The organism is Rossellomorea sp. y25, from assembly GCF_038049935.1.
Classification (GTDB): domain Bacteria; phylum Bacillota; class Bacilli; order Bacillales; family Bacillaceae_B; genus Rossellomorea.
Genome location: NZ_CP145886.1, coordinates 2,433,819 through 2,450,682, shown reverse-complemented (window position 1 = coordinate 2,450,682; position 16,864 = coordinate 2,433,819). Strand labels below are relative to the sequence as shown.

Below are 16,864 nucleotides of genomic sequence, written 5' to 3'. Positions count from 1 at the left end.
AAAATGGATGGGGAAGGTTTACTTGGTGGGAGCGGGTCCTGGAGATCCTGAATTAATCACATTAAAAGCATTGAAGTCAATACAAAAAGCAGATGTCATTTTATATGACCGTCTGGTGAATAAAGAGCTTCTCTCCTATGCAAAGAAAGGAGCCGACTTAATTTACTGCGGGAAACTGCCAAACTATCATACGATGAAACAAGATACGATCAATCATTTTCTCGTGCGTTACGCCACCAGTGGCAAGGTAGTGGTGAGATTAAAAGGGGGTGATCCCTTCGTTTTCGGCAGAGGTGGAGAAGAAGCAGAAGCCCTTGCAAAAAAAGGAATTTCCTTTGAAATCATCCCCGGGATCACTTCCGGCATAGCAGCGGCTGCCTACGCAGGAATTCCCGTTACACACCGGGATGCCAGTTCAAGCGTCGCCTTCGTTACGGGACATAAACAAAATAATCTACAAGAAGATGAAAAGTGGGAAAGTCTGGCCAAAGGAATCGATACACTCGCTATTTACATGGGGGTCGGCAATCTCCCATATATTAAAGAAAAGCTCATTCAAAACGGTAAGTGCAAGGAAACGCCTGTGGCACTGGTCCATTGGGGAACAACGGAAGTGCAAAGAACCGTAACAGGCACGCTGGATACGATTATCGATATTGTAAAAGAAGAGAAAATTGAAAACCCGAGCATGATCATAGTCGGAGAAGTGGTCCGTTTCCGGGAGAAGATTCAATGGTTTGAAGAAGCCTTTGATAAGAAATCGATCATGAGTGAGGCACTGTAATTGACAGGCGCGGTCTTATACATTTGTCATGGAAGTCGTATTGGGAAAGCCCGTGAAGAAGCCATTGATTTCATTGAAAGATGCCAGAAACATGTTAAAGCGGATATTCAGGAAATAAGCTTTCTGGAGCTTGCATCACCTTCTATTGAAGAAGGGTTTGAAACATGCGTGAAAAAAGGAGCTTCACACGTTTCCGTCGTTCCGCTTCTCCTTTTGACAGCGGTTCATGCGAAAAAAGATATTCCAGAAGAAATTCAAAAGTGTCAAGAAGCCTATCCTTGGATTACGGTAACGTATGGTAATCCTATTGGGGTTCACGATAAGATGGCTGAAAGTGTGATAAAGAAAATACACGATGCTGCTTCAATTGACTCTTCCACCGTTGCCGTATTGATAGGAAGAGGAAGTTCAGACCCCGATGTTACAAAGGATTTAGGAGCCCTGGCTGAACTTGTACAACGAAAGACAAAGTTAGCAGGTGTAAAGACCTGTTACTTAACAGCGGCCTCACCAAGCTTTTCAGAGACCTTGGAATCTGTCAGGAATACAGAGAAAAACGTCATTTTTATTCCCTACTTGCTGTTTACCGGGTTACTTATGAAAGGAATTGAAAGGGAGATCAGCCGAACCGAAAATGAGCATATCATTCTGGGGAATTATTTAGGGTATGACCCTCTTGTGGAAGAAGCATTCCTGGACCGGGTGAATGAAACCCACTTAGTTAAAGGAGAATCACATGCTGCCAATCATGATTGATGTGAATGGAAAACAAGTATCGATTGTAGGCGGAGGGAAAGTGGCGTATCGTAAACTCTCTGTATTTTTAGAACAGGGAGCAAGGATAACAGTCATCAGTCCTGATGCTGTAGATGGAATTCAAGCATTACATGAAGACAATAGAATTTTATGGGTTAAAAGAGAAGTGGAACCAGATGATTTACGAGATGCTTTTATCGTCATCGCAGCCACGAATGAACGATGGGTGAATGAACAGGTTAAAATCCATTCTGAGGAAAACCAACTTTTATGCGTGGTGGATGACGGTGATGGCGGAAATATGCAGATGGTCTCCTTTAGGCAGAAAGGTAATTTGACGATTGCCGCCTCAACAGGCGGAGCAAGTCCATTCTTAGCTAAAAAGCTTACCAATCAATTCTTCCAATCATTTGATGATTCCTATATAGAAAGGCTTGCTTTCATTGCCTCTAAGAGAAAAGAAATCAAGGCATCAGACTTGACTGATGGTGAGAAAAGGAAGCTGTTACAGGAACTTTCTGAACGGGTGTAAAGTGGATGAAACTTTATGCCCGTTCACTCGTTTTACGAACATTTTTATAAATTACGTGCATATTGTTAAGAAATGAATCTTTACAAACTGTCAAGTTCCCGTTATACTATCCAATATCAAATCAATATTCGTTTTCACTCATATAATAGCGAGGATATGGCTCGCGAGTTTCTACCGGATTACCGTAAATGATTCGACTATGAGTGAGCAATGGATTGTCCGACAACACGGACGCTCTTTGCCTAACCCAAAGGTCATTGTCTCACTCTAGCCAGAGCACAATAGCCTTTGGGTTTTTTTGTAGACTTCCAGGTTCTATTACATTAAAGGAGCGTTTTGATTATGAATTTATTAAAAAACAAGATTGAAGATGAAGGTGTCGTCCTTTCAGATACTGTATTAAAGGTAGATTCATTCCTGAATCATCAAGTGGACCCTGAATTGATGATGGAGATCGGGAAAGAATTTGCACGCCGTTTTAAAGATCTGGGAATTACGAAGGTGTTAACCATTGAGTCGTCCGGAATTGCTCCTGGCGTGATGGCTGCTCTTCAATTGAATGTTCCACTTGTATTTGCACGAAAGCGTAAATCATTAACCCTTTCAGAAGGGGTTCTTACATCAACGGTTTACTCCTACACGAAGCAGGAAGAGAACACAATCTCGATTTCCAGTAAATACATAGGAGAAAATGACCGTGTCCTATTGGTTGACGATTTCTTAGCAAATGGACAGGCGGCCTTGGGATTAATCGATTTAGTTAAGCAAGCAGGCGCCCATGTTGCCGGCATCGGGATTGTCATAGAAAAGTCCTTCCAAGACGGAGGAAAGCTCGTTCGTGAAACAGGATACAGAGTTGAATCATTAGCGGAAATCCATTCCCTTGAAAATGGCAAAGTGACATTTAAGCAAGAGGAGGTGCGGGTATAATGAAAAATCAGCCTATTAAACTGGCGTCACTCGGGATTCAACATGTTCTCGCTATGTATGCCGGAGCGGTCATCGTTCCACTGATCGTAGGAGGAGCATTAGGATTAACGGGAGAACAGCTGACTTATCTGGTATCCATTGATATCTTCATGTGTGGGATCGCCACCTTATTGCAAGTATGGAAAAATCGTTTCTTTGGGATAGGACTTCCAGTCGTACTCGGATGTACGTTTACGGCTGTAGGGCCTATGATCGCGATTGGTGGACAGTATGGTATTTCAGCGATCTACGGTTCGATTCTGGTTTCAGGTTTATTCGTTATTGTAATCAGTAAGTACTTTGGGAAACTGGTTCGTTTCTTTCCTCCTGTAGTGACTGGCTCTGTAGTAACGATCATAGGGATTACCTTGATTCCAGTAGCCATGAACAATATGGCAGGTGGACAAGGGAGTGCTGATTTCGGTTCATTGGAAAATTTGTCTCTTGCTTTTGGAACGTTGTTCTTTATATTAATCCTTTATAAATTCTTTACCGGTTTTGTCCGCTCTGTTTCCATTCTACTGGGATTGATGGCAGGAACAGCCGTTGCATTTGTACTAGGCAAAGTAGATTTTAGTGCAGTTGGGGATGCCTCCTGGTTTCATATGGCAAAACCTTTCTACTTTGGAATGCCGACGTTTGAAATAACGGCAATCCTAACCATGATACTAGTAGCAATGGTGAGTTTAGTAGAATCTACAGGAGTTTATTTTGCTCTGGCTGATATTAGCGATAAGAAGGTTTCAGAAGAAGATTTATCGAAAGGATATCGTGCTGAAGGATTAGCCATAGTTCTTGGTGGGTTGTTCAACGCATTCCCCTATACCGCATATTCCCAAAACGTAGGCTTGGTCCAGCTTTCAGGAGTGAAGCGAAACAGTGTGATTTATGCAACAGGAGCATTTCTCGTGATTCTTGGGTTGGTACCCAAGATTGGTGCTTTGACGACAGTGATTCCTGCTTCAGTATTGGGCGGTGCGATGGTGGCCATGTTTGGAATGGTCGTAGCTTATGGGATTAAGATGCTTAGCCATGTGAATTTTGCATCTCAGGAAAATCTATTGATTATCGCCTGTTCAGTCGGAATGGGATTAGGAGTAACCGCTGTTCCGGAATTATTTGCCCAAATGCCATCCAGCATCCGAATCTTGACGGACAACGGGATTGTTGCTGGAAGTATAACAGCCATTGGACTGAATATGTTTTTTAACGTGTTTTCTAAACGCAAGCTAAATGTTGTGTTGAATGAGCAGAAAGCTTCGTAATCATTGTTGTAGAAAGAACGTCACCTTTGCACGATTGGAAGGTGACGTTTTTATTTGCGAATATATTTCTGAATTATCAGATATCAAAGAAGGGTATACATACAACTGTCTCGAACATAAATGAATAGGGAATGTTGCAATAAGGGGAAATACCTTAAGTTAAAGGGGGAGAAATATGTACGCAACGACAGGATCCATTTTTGATCAAACGGTAGAGAAATTTCGGAACAAGGAGGCGATTGTAGAAGAAAAAACAGGTACCCGGTTAACCTTTGCACAGTGGCAAGATGAAGTTCACCGTGCAGCCAATGCGTTACTAAAGGCAGGTGTGAAAAAGGGAGATCGGGTTTCGACATATCTATTTAATACGCTGGAGTTAGCAACTGTGTACTTTGCGTGTGGGAAGATTGGTGCGGTGATTAACCCAATTAATTTTCGCTTGAAGGCTCAAGAAATACACTACATTTTGAAAGATGCCGTACCAAAGGTCGTGATATTTGAAGAAGCCCTCACCCAACCGATTGAGCGGATTTCTCAAGACTTCCCACAGACCCTTTTTTGGTATGTTGGAGAAGATGCCCCTACCTTTGCTCAAAGCTATAAAGAAGTTGTGAATGCATGTTCGAATGACTTAATAGACATCCCTGTTGAAGAAACGGACGCATATGCGATTATGTATACGAGCGGTACTACCGGGAGACCAAAGGGTGTGCTGCACAGGCATAGGGATATGGCAGAGCAAAGCTTGATTTGTACGTCTGTTATGGGGCTGACACCAAATGACATAGGACTTGTTACAGCCCCTATGTTTCATTGTGCCGAACTTCATTGCTGTTTCCTTCCACGTGTTCAAGCAGGAGCGAAGAATATTATCGTTCATCAGTTTCAACCGCAAACCGTATTAGAAGTGATTGAACGGGAAAAGGTCAGTTCCTTTTTTGCTGCGCCAACGATGTGGAACATGCTTCTGCAACACGGGGTAGATGATTATGATACTACTTCTTTACGTATCGGTCTCTATGGGGCAGCACCAATGGCACCAGTCCTTGTCAGGGCCCTCCATGAGAAAATGAAGATTGACTTGATACAAGCCTATGGTCAGACCGAGATGGGTCCAGCGGTTACCTTCCTTCTTCAGGATGAGCAGTTAACCAAGACAGGCTCCGCAGGAAGGGCTGCCTATAACCATGAAATACGGGTAGTCAAACCGAGTGAAAACGGCCCTTCTGAACCGGATGATCTTTGCAAGCCTGGTGAAGTCGGGGAAATCATTGTTCGCGGTTCCTGTACAATGCTTGAATATTTCAATCGCAAGGAAGCGACGGAAAGAGCATTGTATAAAGGCTGGTATCATTCCAGTGATTTAGGTTATATGGATGAGGACGGGTATCTATACGTCGCTGATCGGGTGGATGATATGGTCATATCGGGAGGAGAAAATGTGTATCCCCGTGAGGTAGAGGACGCTCTGCACGCTCATGAAGATATTGTAGATGTCGCCGTGCTAGGTCAGCCTCATGAAAAGTGGGGAGAACAGGTGATTGCCGTTGTTGTATCCAAAAATCCTTCATTGTCTCCTCAAGATCTCGATTTCTTTTTGAAAACGGGGGATCTGTTGGCCGATTATAAGCGGCCACGTGAATATATATTTGTAGAAGAACTTCCTCGGAATGCAAGTGGTAAGATTCAAAAGTTCCTGTTAAGGGAAAGTTTTCCTTCGAAAGAAAAACTAGTTTAAATTAATGTAAGAAAGGTAGATTTGGATTGTAAATATCCATTCTACCTTTCTTTTTTTAATGAAGTGACCGGTAAAAATCTGAATAATAAAATTTTTCATTGAATATGAAGTATATAATGCAATATACTATAAAAAATGAAGGATTTCCTTCAGTGAACAGAAAGGAGTAGTCATGGATCAAAAATCAATTGCACGAATCATTAAAGATAATTATTCCTCCTTATCTGCCGGGCAAAAAAAAGTGGCTGAGTTGATTCTTAAGCATCAAGGTGAAGCAGCGATACTCACGGCTTTTCAGATGGGGAGGAAAGTTGGTGTAAGTGAAACTACTGTGATTCGTTTAGGATATGCTTTAGGCTTTAAAGGATATTCCGAAATGCAGGAAGTGGTGAGAAGGGATTGGTTAGAGAAGGAGCAGGTAAATGAAAATGAATCATTTCCTTCATTCTCAAACGAAGGTGATGAGGAGAGTGTATTCAGTAAGGTCATTGAAAAAGAAAAATCCGTGCTGGAGCAGCTAATGAATCAATTAGACGTGAAAGAAATATGGAAAACGATTGATCGCTTAATTCAATCAGAGCGAGTTTATATCGGTGGGTTTGGAAGTTCTTATGGAGCAGCTTATTGGATGTATTATACGTTAAAACAATACAGGGCAAATGTATTCATTTCTAGTCCAACAGGGTTTGTTCCTGAAGATATATGTGATTTGAACCAAGATTCTACTGTCGTTATGTTTTCGTTTCCCCGGTTCCGTACAGAATCTTTTGAGCTTGTGGAGAAGGCAAAATTACAAGGTTCTTATGTCATTGCGATCACCAATAGACAATTATCACCTCTCGGACAGATTTCTGATCTGACACTGACGACCGAAGAAGGGATGAATTCAGGACATCATTCGATTGGATCTGTCGTAAGTTTAGTTGAAATCATTTTAACCGGTCTTCAACATCGAGATCAGGACAACATAAGTAGTCGGCAAAGGAAGCTGGAGCAATTATATACAAATCAGGGGTTATTTATTGAATAGAACAGAGGGGTGGAGAGTTTATGAACGGGGTATCACAAAGGAATGAAAAGATAGAACCGAAAGCATTTACTACCAGTGACATGTGGAAATTTCTGATTCCATCATTGATTGGAATCCTATTATTTATTGTACCTATTACAACGGAGGATGGCATCACGATTCCTGTCGCTTATTTAGCTGGACAAATCAATGTATATCTAGGTGAAGTTATCCCTGCAATGACTGTATTGATTATGGCGCTATCTGTCATAGGGTCACTCCTAGCGATAACGATCAAACCAGCTTTTATTACAAAGAGTCGTTATTTGAGCACTCTTTTAATCATTAGTCCCTTTTGGCTCGCTGCACGTATCCTTGGAACAGTGTTTGCTGTGATGACGATTTATCAATTAGGACCCGGGATGGTTTTCTCAGAAAATACGGGTGGGCTCTTGATCTATGATCTGATTCCTATTCTATTTTCCACTTTTCTTCTGGCTGGTTTACTGCTTCCGCTCCTTCTTAATTTTGGATTATTAGAGTTCTTTGGTGCCTTATTGCTGAAAGTGATGAGACCTGTTTTTACATTACCAGGACGCTCTTCACTCGACTGCCTGGCATCATGGGTGGGAGACGGCACAATAGGCGTTCTTCTGACGACCAAGCAATATGAGGAAGGGTATTATACAAAGCGTGAAGCGGCTGTCATTGCCACTACATTTTCGGTTGTTTCCATTACGTTTACGATTGTGGTCATTTCTTACTTGAACTTAGAGCAATATTTCCTTCACTATTACGCAACGATTATCTTTGCCGGGCTTGTAGCGGCACTGATCATGCCACGTATACCACCATTATCAAGAAAACCGAATACGGGATATGAAAGAACCGAGTTAAAGAACGAAACAGGGATTCCATCCGATTTCTCCGTTGTTAAATGGGGCTTTCATCAAGCAGTCACGAAGGCTAAAAAGAATAATGGACCTGTTTCTGTCGTGAAAGAAGGGGTTCAGAACGTATTGGATATGTGGCTTGGGGTCTTACCAATCGTTATGGCGATAGGGACAGTCGCATTAGTGATAGCAGAGTATACACCTTTCTTCACCTATCTGGGAAAACCTTTCGAACCAATCCTTACCATCATGCAGGTTCCTGAAGCAAGTGAAGCGGCCCAGACCATGGTAGTCGGGTTTGCCGATATGTTCCTTCCTGCTGTCATCGGTAGTGGAATTGAAAGTGAACTTACCCGGTTTGTCATTGCATGTGTATCTGTTACACAATTAATCTATATGTCTGAAATGGGTGGATTGCTTCTTGGTTCGAAGCTGCCTGTCAGTATCATAGATTTGATCTTGATCTTTTTAATCCGGACATGCATCACTCTACCTATTGTCGTAGTGATTGCCCATATAATTTTTTAATAGGAGGAAGAAACACAATGAACTTTGTAGATGAACATCATGATGAGATTCTAAAAACCTATCAGGAGCTTCATCAATTGGCAGAACCGAGCTGGATGGAAGAAAAGACATCCAGCTATTTAAAAACAAAACTTTCAGAGGCGGGCTTTTCTGTTAAAACGTACGAAGGGCATTACGGATTTATTGCAGAATTAAAGGGTGAGCAGTTAGAGGTCATTGCTCTTCGTGCCGATATGGATGCATTGCTTCAAGAAGTGGATGGAGTGGTTAAACCGAATCATTCTTGTGGTCATGATGCCCATAGTACGATGGTTTTGTATACAGCTCTTGCTCTAGCGAAGAAACCCCTGAAGCATACGGTTCGCTTCATCTTTCAACCCGCTGAAGAAAAGGCAGCGGGGGCACTGAGAATGATAGAAGAGAATGTTCTGGAGAATGTTAAGTTTCTTGGGGGTATCCATCTTCGACCTGAAATAGAGGTCCCTTATGAAAAGGCCGCCCCCGTCATCGTTCACAGCTCTACTGCAACGCTAAAGGGAACCATTAAGGGAATACCTGCACATGCAGCAAGACCTGAACAAGGGAATAATCCCCTGGAGGCAGCGTCTTTATTGATTCAAGCGATCAAGCAGATCAGGTTGAATGTCAACAATCATTATTCCATTAAGATCACGGAGCTTCACGGAGGCGAGTCATCAAACTCGATTCCGGAAAATGCACATTTCACCTTCGATTTAAGAGCTGAATCGAATGACACCATGACAGCATTATTGGAAAAGGCAGAACAGGTGATTTCATGTATACAACAGGAGGCGGATACCGCCATCACCTATCAAGTGGAAGAATATCTACCAGCTGCTGTGAAGGATCCACGGGCAAAGGAGCTTGCCCGTGACGCCATTCGTTCGGTTCTTGGAGAGGAGAATGTGGTATCAGAATGTATCTCTCCCGGAGCGGAAGACTTTCATTTTTATTCCATCATTCATCCTGAGTTATGTTCTACTATGATTGGGCTGGGATGTGGTCTTTCACCAGGATTGCATCATCCTTCCATGCGATTTAATCAAGAATCTCTGGTTTATGGAACAAAGATATTGATACAGATGTTAGTAGTAGCTGATCGGCAAGACTGGGAATGAGGAGGTAGAGATCGTGAAACATGAAGTGCAAGCATCATTGAAGATCCGGACACTGCACTCTGTAGAGGATCTAGAAGATGTCAGAAGATTAGAGTCACTTGTGTGGAGTTTTGAAGATTCTGTACCGGTTAATCAGAGTGTAGCCGTGGTGAAGAACGGCGGGTTCATTCTTGGAGCCTATTATCAGGAGAAGCTTATCGGCTTTCAATATAGTTTTCCAGGTTTTGATGGAAAAAAGGTGTATCTTGTATCCCATAGTTTAGGGATCCATTCCGACTTCAGGAAATTCGGGATTGGAGAAATGCTGAAAAGAGCACAAAAAAATACGGCTGCTGAGATGGGGTATGATGTCATTACCTGGACGTATGATCCGTTGGAAACTGTGAACGGTAACCTGAACTTACATAAACTTGGAGCTGTTGTGCGTACGTATATCCCCAATATATATGGAGAAATGTCCGATCAATTGAATGCAGGAATAGCGACGGACCGGTTTCTTGTAGAGTGGCGGGTACGTCAATCGAAGAGTAATAGCGTGGCAGGAAATGATCTACATTTTGCTTCTGCTATTGACTTAAAAGAATGTGAGCTTGGTTGGCTTGTAGATAAGGTGAATTTATCCCTCACCCCTAATCACATTTCCGTTTCGGTTCCGGGCCATTTCCAGGAGATTAAAAGGGCTGACCTTTCACTTGCTATGGATTGGCGAAAAAAAACAAGAGACGTCTTTTCTCACTACTTAAATCATGGCTGGATCGTAACAGACCTCGTTAAAGATAAAGAACACCACGGGCAATACCTATACCTCATAGAGAAAGGTGATCATCATAATGGAAATCAAACGAATCATTCTTAGACAGATCAAGATGGATTTACTGAATCCTTTTACGACGAGTGTAGGGACAGAAACGGATAAAACGATTATTCTCGTTGAAGTGAAATCAGCATCAGGGATATCAGGATGGGGGGAGTCGGTCGCGATCACCCAGCCGATCTATAACGAAGAAACGGTGGAAACCAACTGGCATATGATGAGCGAACACTTGATTCCTCTTCTTCAGGGGGAAGCGGTCCAACATCCTGATGAGGTGTCCTGCAGATTTAAAAAAATCAGAGGCAATTATAATGCGAAAGCGGCCATCGAAGGTGCTGTTTGGGACCTATATGCAAAGGAAAACAACCTCCCGTTAGCAAAAGCACTAGGGGGAACAAAAGACAGAATCGAAGTAGGAGTAAGTGTAGGTATTCAGCAAACCGAGACCCTTATGTTAAAACAAATTGAAGATTATTTGAAAGAAGGTTATAAGCGGATCAAGGTGAAAATTCAACCTGGATGGGATATCGGGATCATCCGGTCGATTCGACAGGAATTTCCGAAGATTCCACTCATGGCAGATGCAAACTGTGCTTATTCCCTAAATGACATTGAAATCCTCAAAGCTCTGGATGATTTCGATTTAATGATGATTGAACAGCCGTTGGATCATGATGATATCATTGATCACGCTAAGCTGCAGTCTCAACTTAAAACGCCTATCTGTTTAGATGAGAGTATTCACAGCTTTGAGGATGCAAGAAAAGCCATTGAACTCGGAAGCTGTAAAATCATTAATTTGAAAATTGGACGTGTAGGAGGACTTACTGAATCAAAGAAAATCCATGATCTATGCGTAGAGCACGATATACCTATGTGGTGCGGGGGGATGCTTGAAGCAGGAATAGGAAGGGCTCACAACATTGCCATCACGTCACTGGGGAATTTCACCCTGCCTGGCGATACGGCACCATCTTCTCATTATTGGAAGCGGGATATCATTCAACCTGAGGTGGATATGGAGGATGGATATATAGTTGTACCTGAAGCGCCCGGTATTGGATACGAACCGGACTTGGACCAGATCGAAGCGTTGACTATGTATAGTAAAGTTTTTCATTTTTAATGAGATCAGTCGAATTTCAAAACAGATACCAAGATGCGAACACTTGTTCTTTTGTGTATTATTAGGCAAGTTGGTGCGGAAATGGCCGTAAAATCGAGAAAAACAAAGATATTAAAAAGAGTTAACTTGAAAATATATAATAAACTACACGAAAAAAATTGAGCATGGGGAGCCCCATGCTCATAGAGAGTAATTAACCCCTTTATAAGATAAAACGATCAGTGGAATAGGGGCTTTCACTTAGAAATTACGGTTGCATTTAGGACAATTACATTTATGGTGATGGTGATGATCCTTCTTATGGCATCCACAATGGTGTTCATGCATTTTACCTCCGCAATCACGATGATGGTGATCTTTTTTATGACATGTACAGTCATGTTTGTCCATTATTTTAAAACATTTCACTTCTTGTTCTTCGAATTCTTTTCTTCTTGGCTTGTCGCAAACATCATAGTCATCATCGCATGAACAGTGGATGAACATCAAGTTGTCCCAAAAACGGCAACGATGAAAATCATCTCTTCTGCTTCTTTCACACTGATTAAAAAATGGGAACCACATACTAAATCCCCCTAACTTCTATAAAATTGTCAAGGTAGACCTCGACTTACTCTATACTATGCAACTTTGTCCACTGTGCTTGGGCAGGAGTCATAATTTCTATGTGTTTTAATCAGATAAGGAGGGAGCAGATGTTCAGTTGTTTAATGAAGAGAAGAAGAATAAGAAGTAAGAAGAACTTTAGAATTTGCTGTAAGAATAATGGATCGTCGGTGTAAGAATGGTGTATTTTGATAATACACAACATCAACGAAGAGGATAAAGTATGTCTTTTATTTTGTGTAACGGTTGGCATAACTGGAAGCGACGAAGGCATCGGGTTTAATTTTCGGTTCCACACCCATTGCTTCCATCCTTGCGACCATTTCCTTAACAAACTTGCTTGTTTTATTCTGTTTTCCAGCCCCGATATCAATATGTCCTTCCATTGAAAATGTAGCTCCTTCATAAAGATATGGAAGGATTATATCAATTAACTGATTTTTTCTTTCCTCAGTAAATAACGAAACAATTTCCTCGGATAAAGACAATTCGTAGGAAATCCGCTCATGCAATTGCAGCATTCTCCTAGGGATTAACACTTTTCTAATGCATGCCCACACACCATTTCCTTCATTTAATATCACAATTCCTGTTATGAAGGTGGTATGTGATTGATGAACTTGAGAATCAGTCCCCACCATTAATCGATAGTTACCATTTGGCTCTAATCGCATGAACTTCAAAATATGTTCAAAGACCTTGTCAAATGACATCCCAATTTCCTGTAGATTTTGAAATGAGAAGTAATCATCATTACAGTTTTTCATCTTGTCAAATCACAACTTTCTTAACCAATTTGTGAATGAAGAGATTAGATCTTATCCATATCCTATGATAAGAATTTATTAGCGTGTGAGGAAAAAGATGCAGGTAAATTTGTTCCTTAATGAGGCGTTTTAGCGTTTCAACAATATCGAGGAAATTAAGTTGAAATGATAAACGCCTTTATGAACTACAAGACAAATGAGATATGGGGATGATTTTATGGAATGATAAAGAATTTAACGAAATCGAGGTGAAGAATCTGTGTCGCACGGCATCAGCAGTGGAGGGGGAGAAAGTTATCGATTACTCAACGTTCGTTTCTAATTTTAAGTTAACATAATATCTATTATCGGTACCTAAATGAAATAACCGATTTCTGTCTCGTATCACAAGTATACTGTTAATAATGAGACAGAATTGAAAAATGAGATCGATTTGATCTACAGTTTAATTTGTCCTTTAATAACCCTTTGTTTAATGCTAATTATTTTTATCCTAAACTTCGTTTTATTTCATGATAAGTTTAGTTTGATCAACGGTTTCATTTTTTATATTAAAATCTACTTGATTTCTGAATCACTATTTTTATTTTTCTCTTGCTATTATCTGAAAATTCATTGTTGATTTTAAGATTGTTTACTATTTCAATTTGCTAAACAGTCACTTTCCAAACCACCTGTTTGTTAATCCATTCAATTTTAATTAGTTTACATAATATGACGATTGTCTATTTTATTGCGATCAACCCTATTTTATTATAAGCATGCAACTTCATGGTTGTTCCTGCATGATTTCATAAATATCATTACCTAAGAATTCTCAATGCCTACCTCCTCTAAAAAAATGTAACTTCATGGCAGTACAGTTCAAAGAAAAAAGCATAAAGAGTCTAACTCGTGAACCTCTTTATGCTTGAGTACTATTTCAATAAATATTGTCTTGGTGTCCCGAAATAAAGTGTTTGATGATATTCCGGGAATACGGATTCAAAGCAGATGATGATGGGTGCATCAAGAAGCCATGGATAGTACGTATAAAACCCTTTATCCCCGTTCACCATTGCTGCTAAGGCCAATGGCAGCTCCTTTTTGAAAATCATAAACCGTACATTGGAAAGTTGTTGATCAAATTCCCCCCCACTCACATACACGGTTCCTGAAAGAGTGTATTGACCAAGGTCTCTTCTCCATTCTCCTAACACTTCGTCCCTCATGGATGGATTGATCTTCTCCAAATCATAGTGACAACCAACGCTCAAAAATAGTTCACCCGTCGTATCAGAATGAGTCAATGTGTATTTTCGGTTATCAATGGGGTTGAAGATTGAAGCTGGTGGCAAATATGTCACAGCTAGCTTTTCAGGCTTGAATTCACTCATGCGTAAGCCTCCTTTACAAAAATGGGCTTACAACAGAGTATGATAAGAGCCTAGAAATGGTTCAGTTATTTATTTGCTTTCCACTTTATCTTAATCAGGTTCCATTGTTCATTTTCATAATACCAATAAGACGTAGCCGTTCCGATGCCATCCGCCTTATAGGCACCGCTAATTTGCTGATATCCTTTTAATCCCTTACCAGGTTTGCCAATGATTTTCGTCGGCTCAAAAAATGCATACGGTAAAACCATTAATTCCATAGGTTCATTTAAGATTCCATCCGTGTAAATCCCCAATCGATCGTAGTCTTCTTTTCGATCACCTAAATCGACTGTGTAGGATTGATTCGTATCTACAAAGGTAATAGATGCTTGGTAATCATCTTCAAACTGAGCTTGAATCGTTAAAGGCTCAGGTAATCCGATGTCGACAAGTTTATTATCTGCTAACGTATGGAGGGCTTCATTATAGAGTCCGCCGCTTCCCCCTGTTGCTGATGAGTACAGAATATCCTTTATTCCATCATGATTTAAATCAACGAATTGGATTTTCGGCTCATAACCACCTTCATAATCAATTCGAATCTTACTTCCTTCAGACGTTTGAATATCCGCCCAAATTTGTTTCAGAAACAGGACATCAGGAGAAAACGGAATCGCCTTGAGCGTAATCGTATCCTTTTTACCATCGCCGGTTACATCTTTTTTATAAACATTGACAGTCAGTTCATTCACAGGCTGTTTTTCCATTGGCTCACTGGAAAAGTTTCCTGCAATGGCATGGAGGGACATAACAAAGAAAGCACCGAATGCAAATAGTAATTCTTTTCTCATGATTCTCTCTCCTCTTTAGAAAATTATTCACTTTTATTTTCACCAAAGAAGGAAAATCTATGTAATCATTATCGTTTCTATTCTCATCTTTCTTTGCATAAAACAAGTTAAAAAGGACCAACCCATGATAGAGGTTGGTCCTTTCTTGCTATTTTTGTTCTGTTGTCGTTTCAGGTTTTGCTTCCCAGCTCTCAATTCCTTTTAACCCTTTGATAGAGTTGGAGTAGAAAACAGGATCTTTCCCTAGTTTCTTCTGTTCACGGTAATCCTTTAGTGCAGATATGGCGATCTTAGCTAATAGCGTGATGGCGATTAAGTTGATGATCGCCATTAGACCCATAAATAAATCTGCCAGGCTCCACACAATATCCAGTTTGACCACCGCTCCGAAAATCACCATGCCAAGGACGGCCATTCGGTAGATAAATAGAGTGACAGGGCTGTATTTGATAAACTCGATATTTGTTTCTCCGTAGTAATAGTTTCCGATAATCGAACTGAAGGCAAATAGGAAGATAGCGACAGCGACAAATGTATCTGCCCATTCCCCAACATGGAAACTTAAGGCTGCTTGTGTCAGCTGAATGCCATCGATTCCTGTTGTGTATTGATCAGACAGGATGATCATGAAGGCTGTTGCTGTACAAATAAGCAATGTATCAGTGAAAACACCAAGAGTTTGAATAAGTCCTTGTTTAACGGGGTGAGTGACACCAGCAGATGCTGCTGCGTTCGGTGCACTACCCATTCCGGCTTCATTTGAGAATAAACCACGTTTGATTCCCATCATGATGGCTGCACCGACCCCACCACTTGCAACTTCCCGGATACCAAATGCATTTTCAAAAATGATCACAAACATATTTGGCAGCATGGTGATATTGGTGATCAGAATATAGAAAGCTAGAATCAGATAAAGAACTGCCATGATCGGAACCACAATTTGAGTTACACTGGCGATTCGTTTTACTCCACCGAAAATTACAAGGGCTGTTAATACGGCCAGGATGATACCAACAGTCATACGATCAAATGCATACGCTTCTTCCATAGCAAGTGAAATCGTATTGGATTGTACTGAGTTAAATACAAGTCCAAAACAGAATGTGATGATAACGGCAAATAGGATCCCCATCCAACGGGCATTCAATCCCTTTTCCATATAGTATGCCGGACCACCTCGGTAGCCGTCTTTTCCGTCTTTCACTTTGTAAATTTGAGCAAGTGTACTTTCCACGAAGCTGGTCGCTCCTCCTAGAAGGGCGATCAGCCACATCCAAAATACAGCTCCTGGACCACCGCCTGCAATCGCTGTTGCAACCCCAGCCAGGTTACCTGTGCCGACACGGGATGCGGTACTGATCGTGAAAGCCTGGAAGGAAGAGATGCCTCGTTTTCCTTCTGCTGAAATCGTGGTCTTATCTGTTAATAACCTTCCCATTTCTCCTAAGTAACGGAATTGTGCGAATTTTGTTCGTAGTGAGAAGTATAAACCGAGACCGATCAGCGCTACAATCAGTATGTATGACCACATGTAATCATTCAAGGTACCTACTAAACTTGTGAATAACTCCATAATTGTTCCCCCTAGATGTTGTATTTATGACAAAAAATGTATGAATCTATGTAAGTTTACCCATTCAGACACTTTCTTAATCTATCAAAAAATAAATGCCTATTCAACTGATAAATTCATCTTTTCGAAATAATATTAATTGTTGTACAATTT

Annotated in this window: 17 protein-coding genes and 1 riboswitch; of the genes, 13 read left to right on the top strand and 4 right to left on the bottom strand. The window is 40.9% G+C overall.

Features of this window, described 5'->3' with window-relative positions:
- Nucleotides 1-7 precede the first annotated feature (7 nt).
- From cobA to AAEM60_RS12160, 12 genes are all read left to right on the top strand, one after another.
- On the top strand, nt 8-784 hold the full coding sequence (cobA, locus tag AAEM60_RS12215; protein WP_299737188.1) for a uroporphyrinogen-III C-methyltransferase: 777 nt from the start codon (nt 8-10) through the stop codon (nt 782-784).
- Nucleotides 785-1,540, top strand: coding sequence for a sirohydrochlorin chelatase (locus tag AAEM60_RS12210; protein WP_299737187.1), 756 nt, complete (start codon nt 785-787; stop codon nt 1,538-1,540). It abuts the gene before it with no gap.
- Nucleotides 1,521-2,072 carry an NAD(P)-dependent oxidoreductase gene (locus AAEM60_RS12205; RefSeq protein ID WP_341356419.1) on the top strand — a complete coding sequence of 184 codons (552 nt, stop codon included), beginning with the start codon at nt 1,521-1,523 and terminating at the stop codon, nt 2,070-2,072. Before AAEM60_RS12210 ends, AAEM60_RS12205 begins: the two co-directional genes overlap by 20 nt.
- Nucleotides 2,073-2,190: 118 nt before the next feature.
- Nucleotides 2,191-2,292, top strand: a riboswitch (purine riboswitch).
- A 122-nt stretch (nt 2,293-2,414) separates the two neighbouring features.
- Nucleotides 2,415-3,002 (top strand): xanthine phosphoribosyltransferase, encoded by a 588-nt coding sequence (locus AAEM60_RS12200; RefSeq protein WP_299737182.1) that lies wholly within the window; start codon nt 2,415-2,417, stop codon nt 3,000-3,002.
- Nucleotides 3,002-4,306 carry a nucleobase:cation symporter-2 family protein gene (locus AAEM60_RS12195; protein ID WP_299737180.1) on the top strand — a complete coding sequence of 435 codons (1,305 nt, stop codon included), beginning with the start codon at nt 3,002-3,004 and terminating at the stop codon, nt 4,304-4,306. Before AAEM60_RS12200 ends, AAEM60_RS12195 begins: the two co-directional genes overlap by 1 nt.
- Nucleotides 4,307-4,481: 175 nt before the next feature.
- Nucleotides 4,482-6,044, top strand: coding sequence for a fatty acid--CoA ligase (locus AAEM60_RS12190; protein ID WP_299737178.1), 1,563 nt, complete (start codon nt 4,482-4,484; stop codon nt 6,042-6,044).
- A gap of 172 nt (nt 6,045-6,216) precedes the next feature.
- Nucleotides 6,217-7,074, top strand: coding sequence for a MurR/RpiR family transcriptional regulator (locus AAEM60_RS12185; protein WP_299737176.1), 858 nt, complete (start codon nt 6,217-6,219; stop codon nt 7,072-7,074).
- Nucleotides 7,075-7,094: 20 nt separating this feature from the next.
- On the top strand, nt 7,095-8,474 hold the full coding sequence (locus AAEM60_RS12180) for a YjiH family protein (protein WP_341356418.1): 1,380 nt from the start codon (nt 7,095-7,097) through the stop codon (nt 8,472-8,474).
- Between the two features lie 17 nt (nt 8,475-8,491).
- A complete protein-coding gene (locus AAEM60_RS12175) occupies nt 8,492-9,613 on the top strand; it encodes an amidohydrolase (RefSeq protein WP_341356417.1) in 1,122 nt (373 codons plus the stop codon).
- A gap of 13 nt (nt 9,614-9,626) precedes the next feature.
- Nucleotides 9,627-10,469: a GNAT family N-acetyltransferase gene (locus AAEM60_RS12170; RefSeq protein WP_341356416.1), complete on the top strand. Its 843-nt coding sequence runs from the start codon at nt 9,627-9,629 to the stop codon at nt 10,467-10,469.
- The gene (gene menC, locus AAEM60_RS12165) at nt 10,444-11,553 is read left to right on the top strand and encodes an o-succinylbenzoate synthase (RefSeq protein ID WP_341356415.1); all 1,110 of its coding nucleotides are present in this window, start codon (nt 10,444-10,446) and stop codon (nt 11,551-11,553) included. The genes AAEM60_RS12170 and menC overlap by 26 nt, the downstream gene beginning before the upstream one ends.
- A 276-nt stretch (nt 11,554-11,829) precedes the next feature.
- Nucleotides 11,830-12,024, top strand: coding sequence for a hypothetical protein (locus tag AAEM60_RS12160; protein WP_299737166.1), 195 nt, complete (start codon nt 11,830-11,832; stop codon nt 12,022-12,024).
- A gap of 365 nt (nt 12,025-12,389) precedes the next feature.
- Here AAEM60_RS12160 and AAEM60_RS12155 read toward each other — a convergent pair whose 3' ends face one another.
- Entirely contained in the window at nt 12,390-12,926 is a 537-nt protein-coding gene (locus AAEM60_RS12155) for a ribonuclease H-like YkuK family protein (RefSeq protein WP_299737165.1), read from the bottom strand.
- A 209-nt stretch (nt 12,927-13,135) separates the two neighbouring features.
- Between AAEM60_RS12155 and AAEM60_RS12150 the strand changes: the two genes are divergently transcribed.
- Nucleotides 13,136-13,264, top strand: a complete 129-nt coding sequence (locus AAEM60_RS12150; RefSeq protein WP_299737162.1) for a hypothetical protein — start codon at nt 13,136-13,138, stop codon at nt 13,262-13,264.
- 579 nt (nt 13,265-13,843) lie between these two features.
- Here the strand turns inward: AAEM60_RS12150 and AAEM60_RS12145 are convergent.
- From AAEM60_RS12145 to AAEM60_RS12135, 3 genes are all read right to left on the bottom strand, one after another.
- Nucleotides 13,844-14,302, bottom strand: coding sequence for a staygreen family protein (locus tag AAEM60_RS12145; RefSeq protein ID WP_299737161.1), 459 nt, complete (start codon nt 14,300-14,302; stop codon nt 13,844-13,846).
- Nucleotides 14,303-14,367: 65 nt separating this feature from the next.
- Complete coding sequence (locus tag AAEM60_RS12140; RefSeq protein ID WP_299737159.1) at nt 14,368-15,135, bottom strand: hypothetical protein; 768 nt, start codon at nt 15,133-15,135, stop codon at nt 14,368-14,370.
- Nucleotides 15,136-15,283: 148 nt separating this feature from the next.
- Nucleotides 15,284-16,711 (bottom strand): alanine/glycine:cation symporter family protein, encoded by a 1,428-nt coding sequence (locus tag AAEM60_RS12135; protein ID WP_299737157.1) that lies wholly within the window; start codon nt 16,709-16,711, stop codon nt 15,284-15,286.
- Between the last annotated feature and the right edge of the window lie 153 nt (nt 16,712-16,864).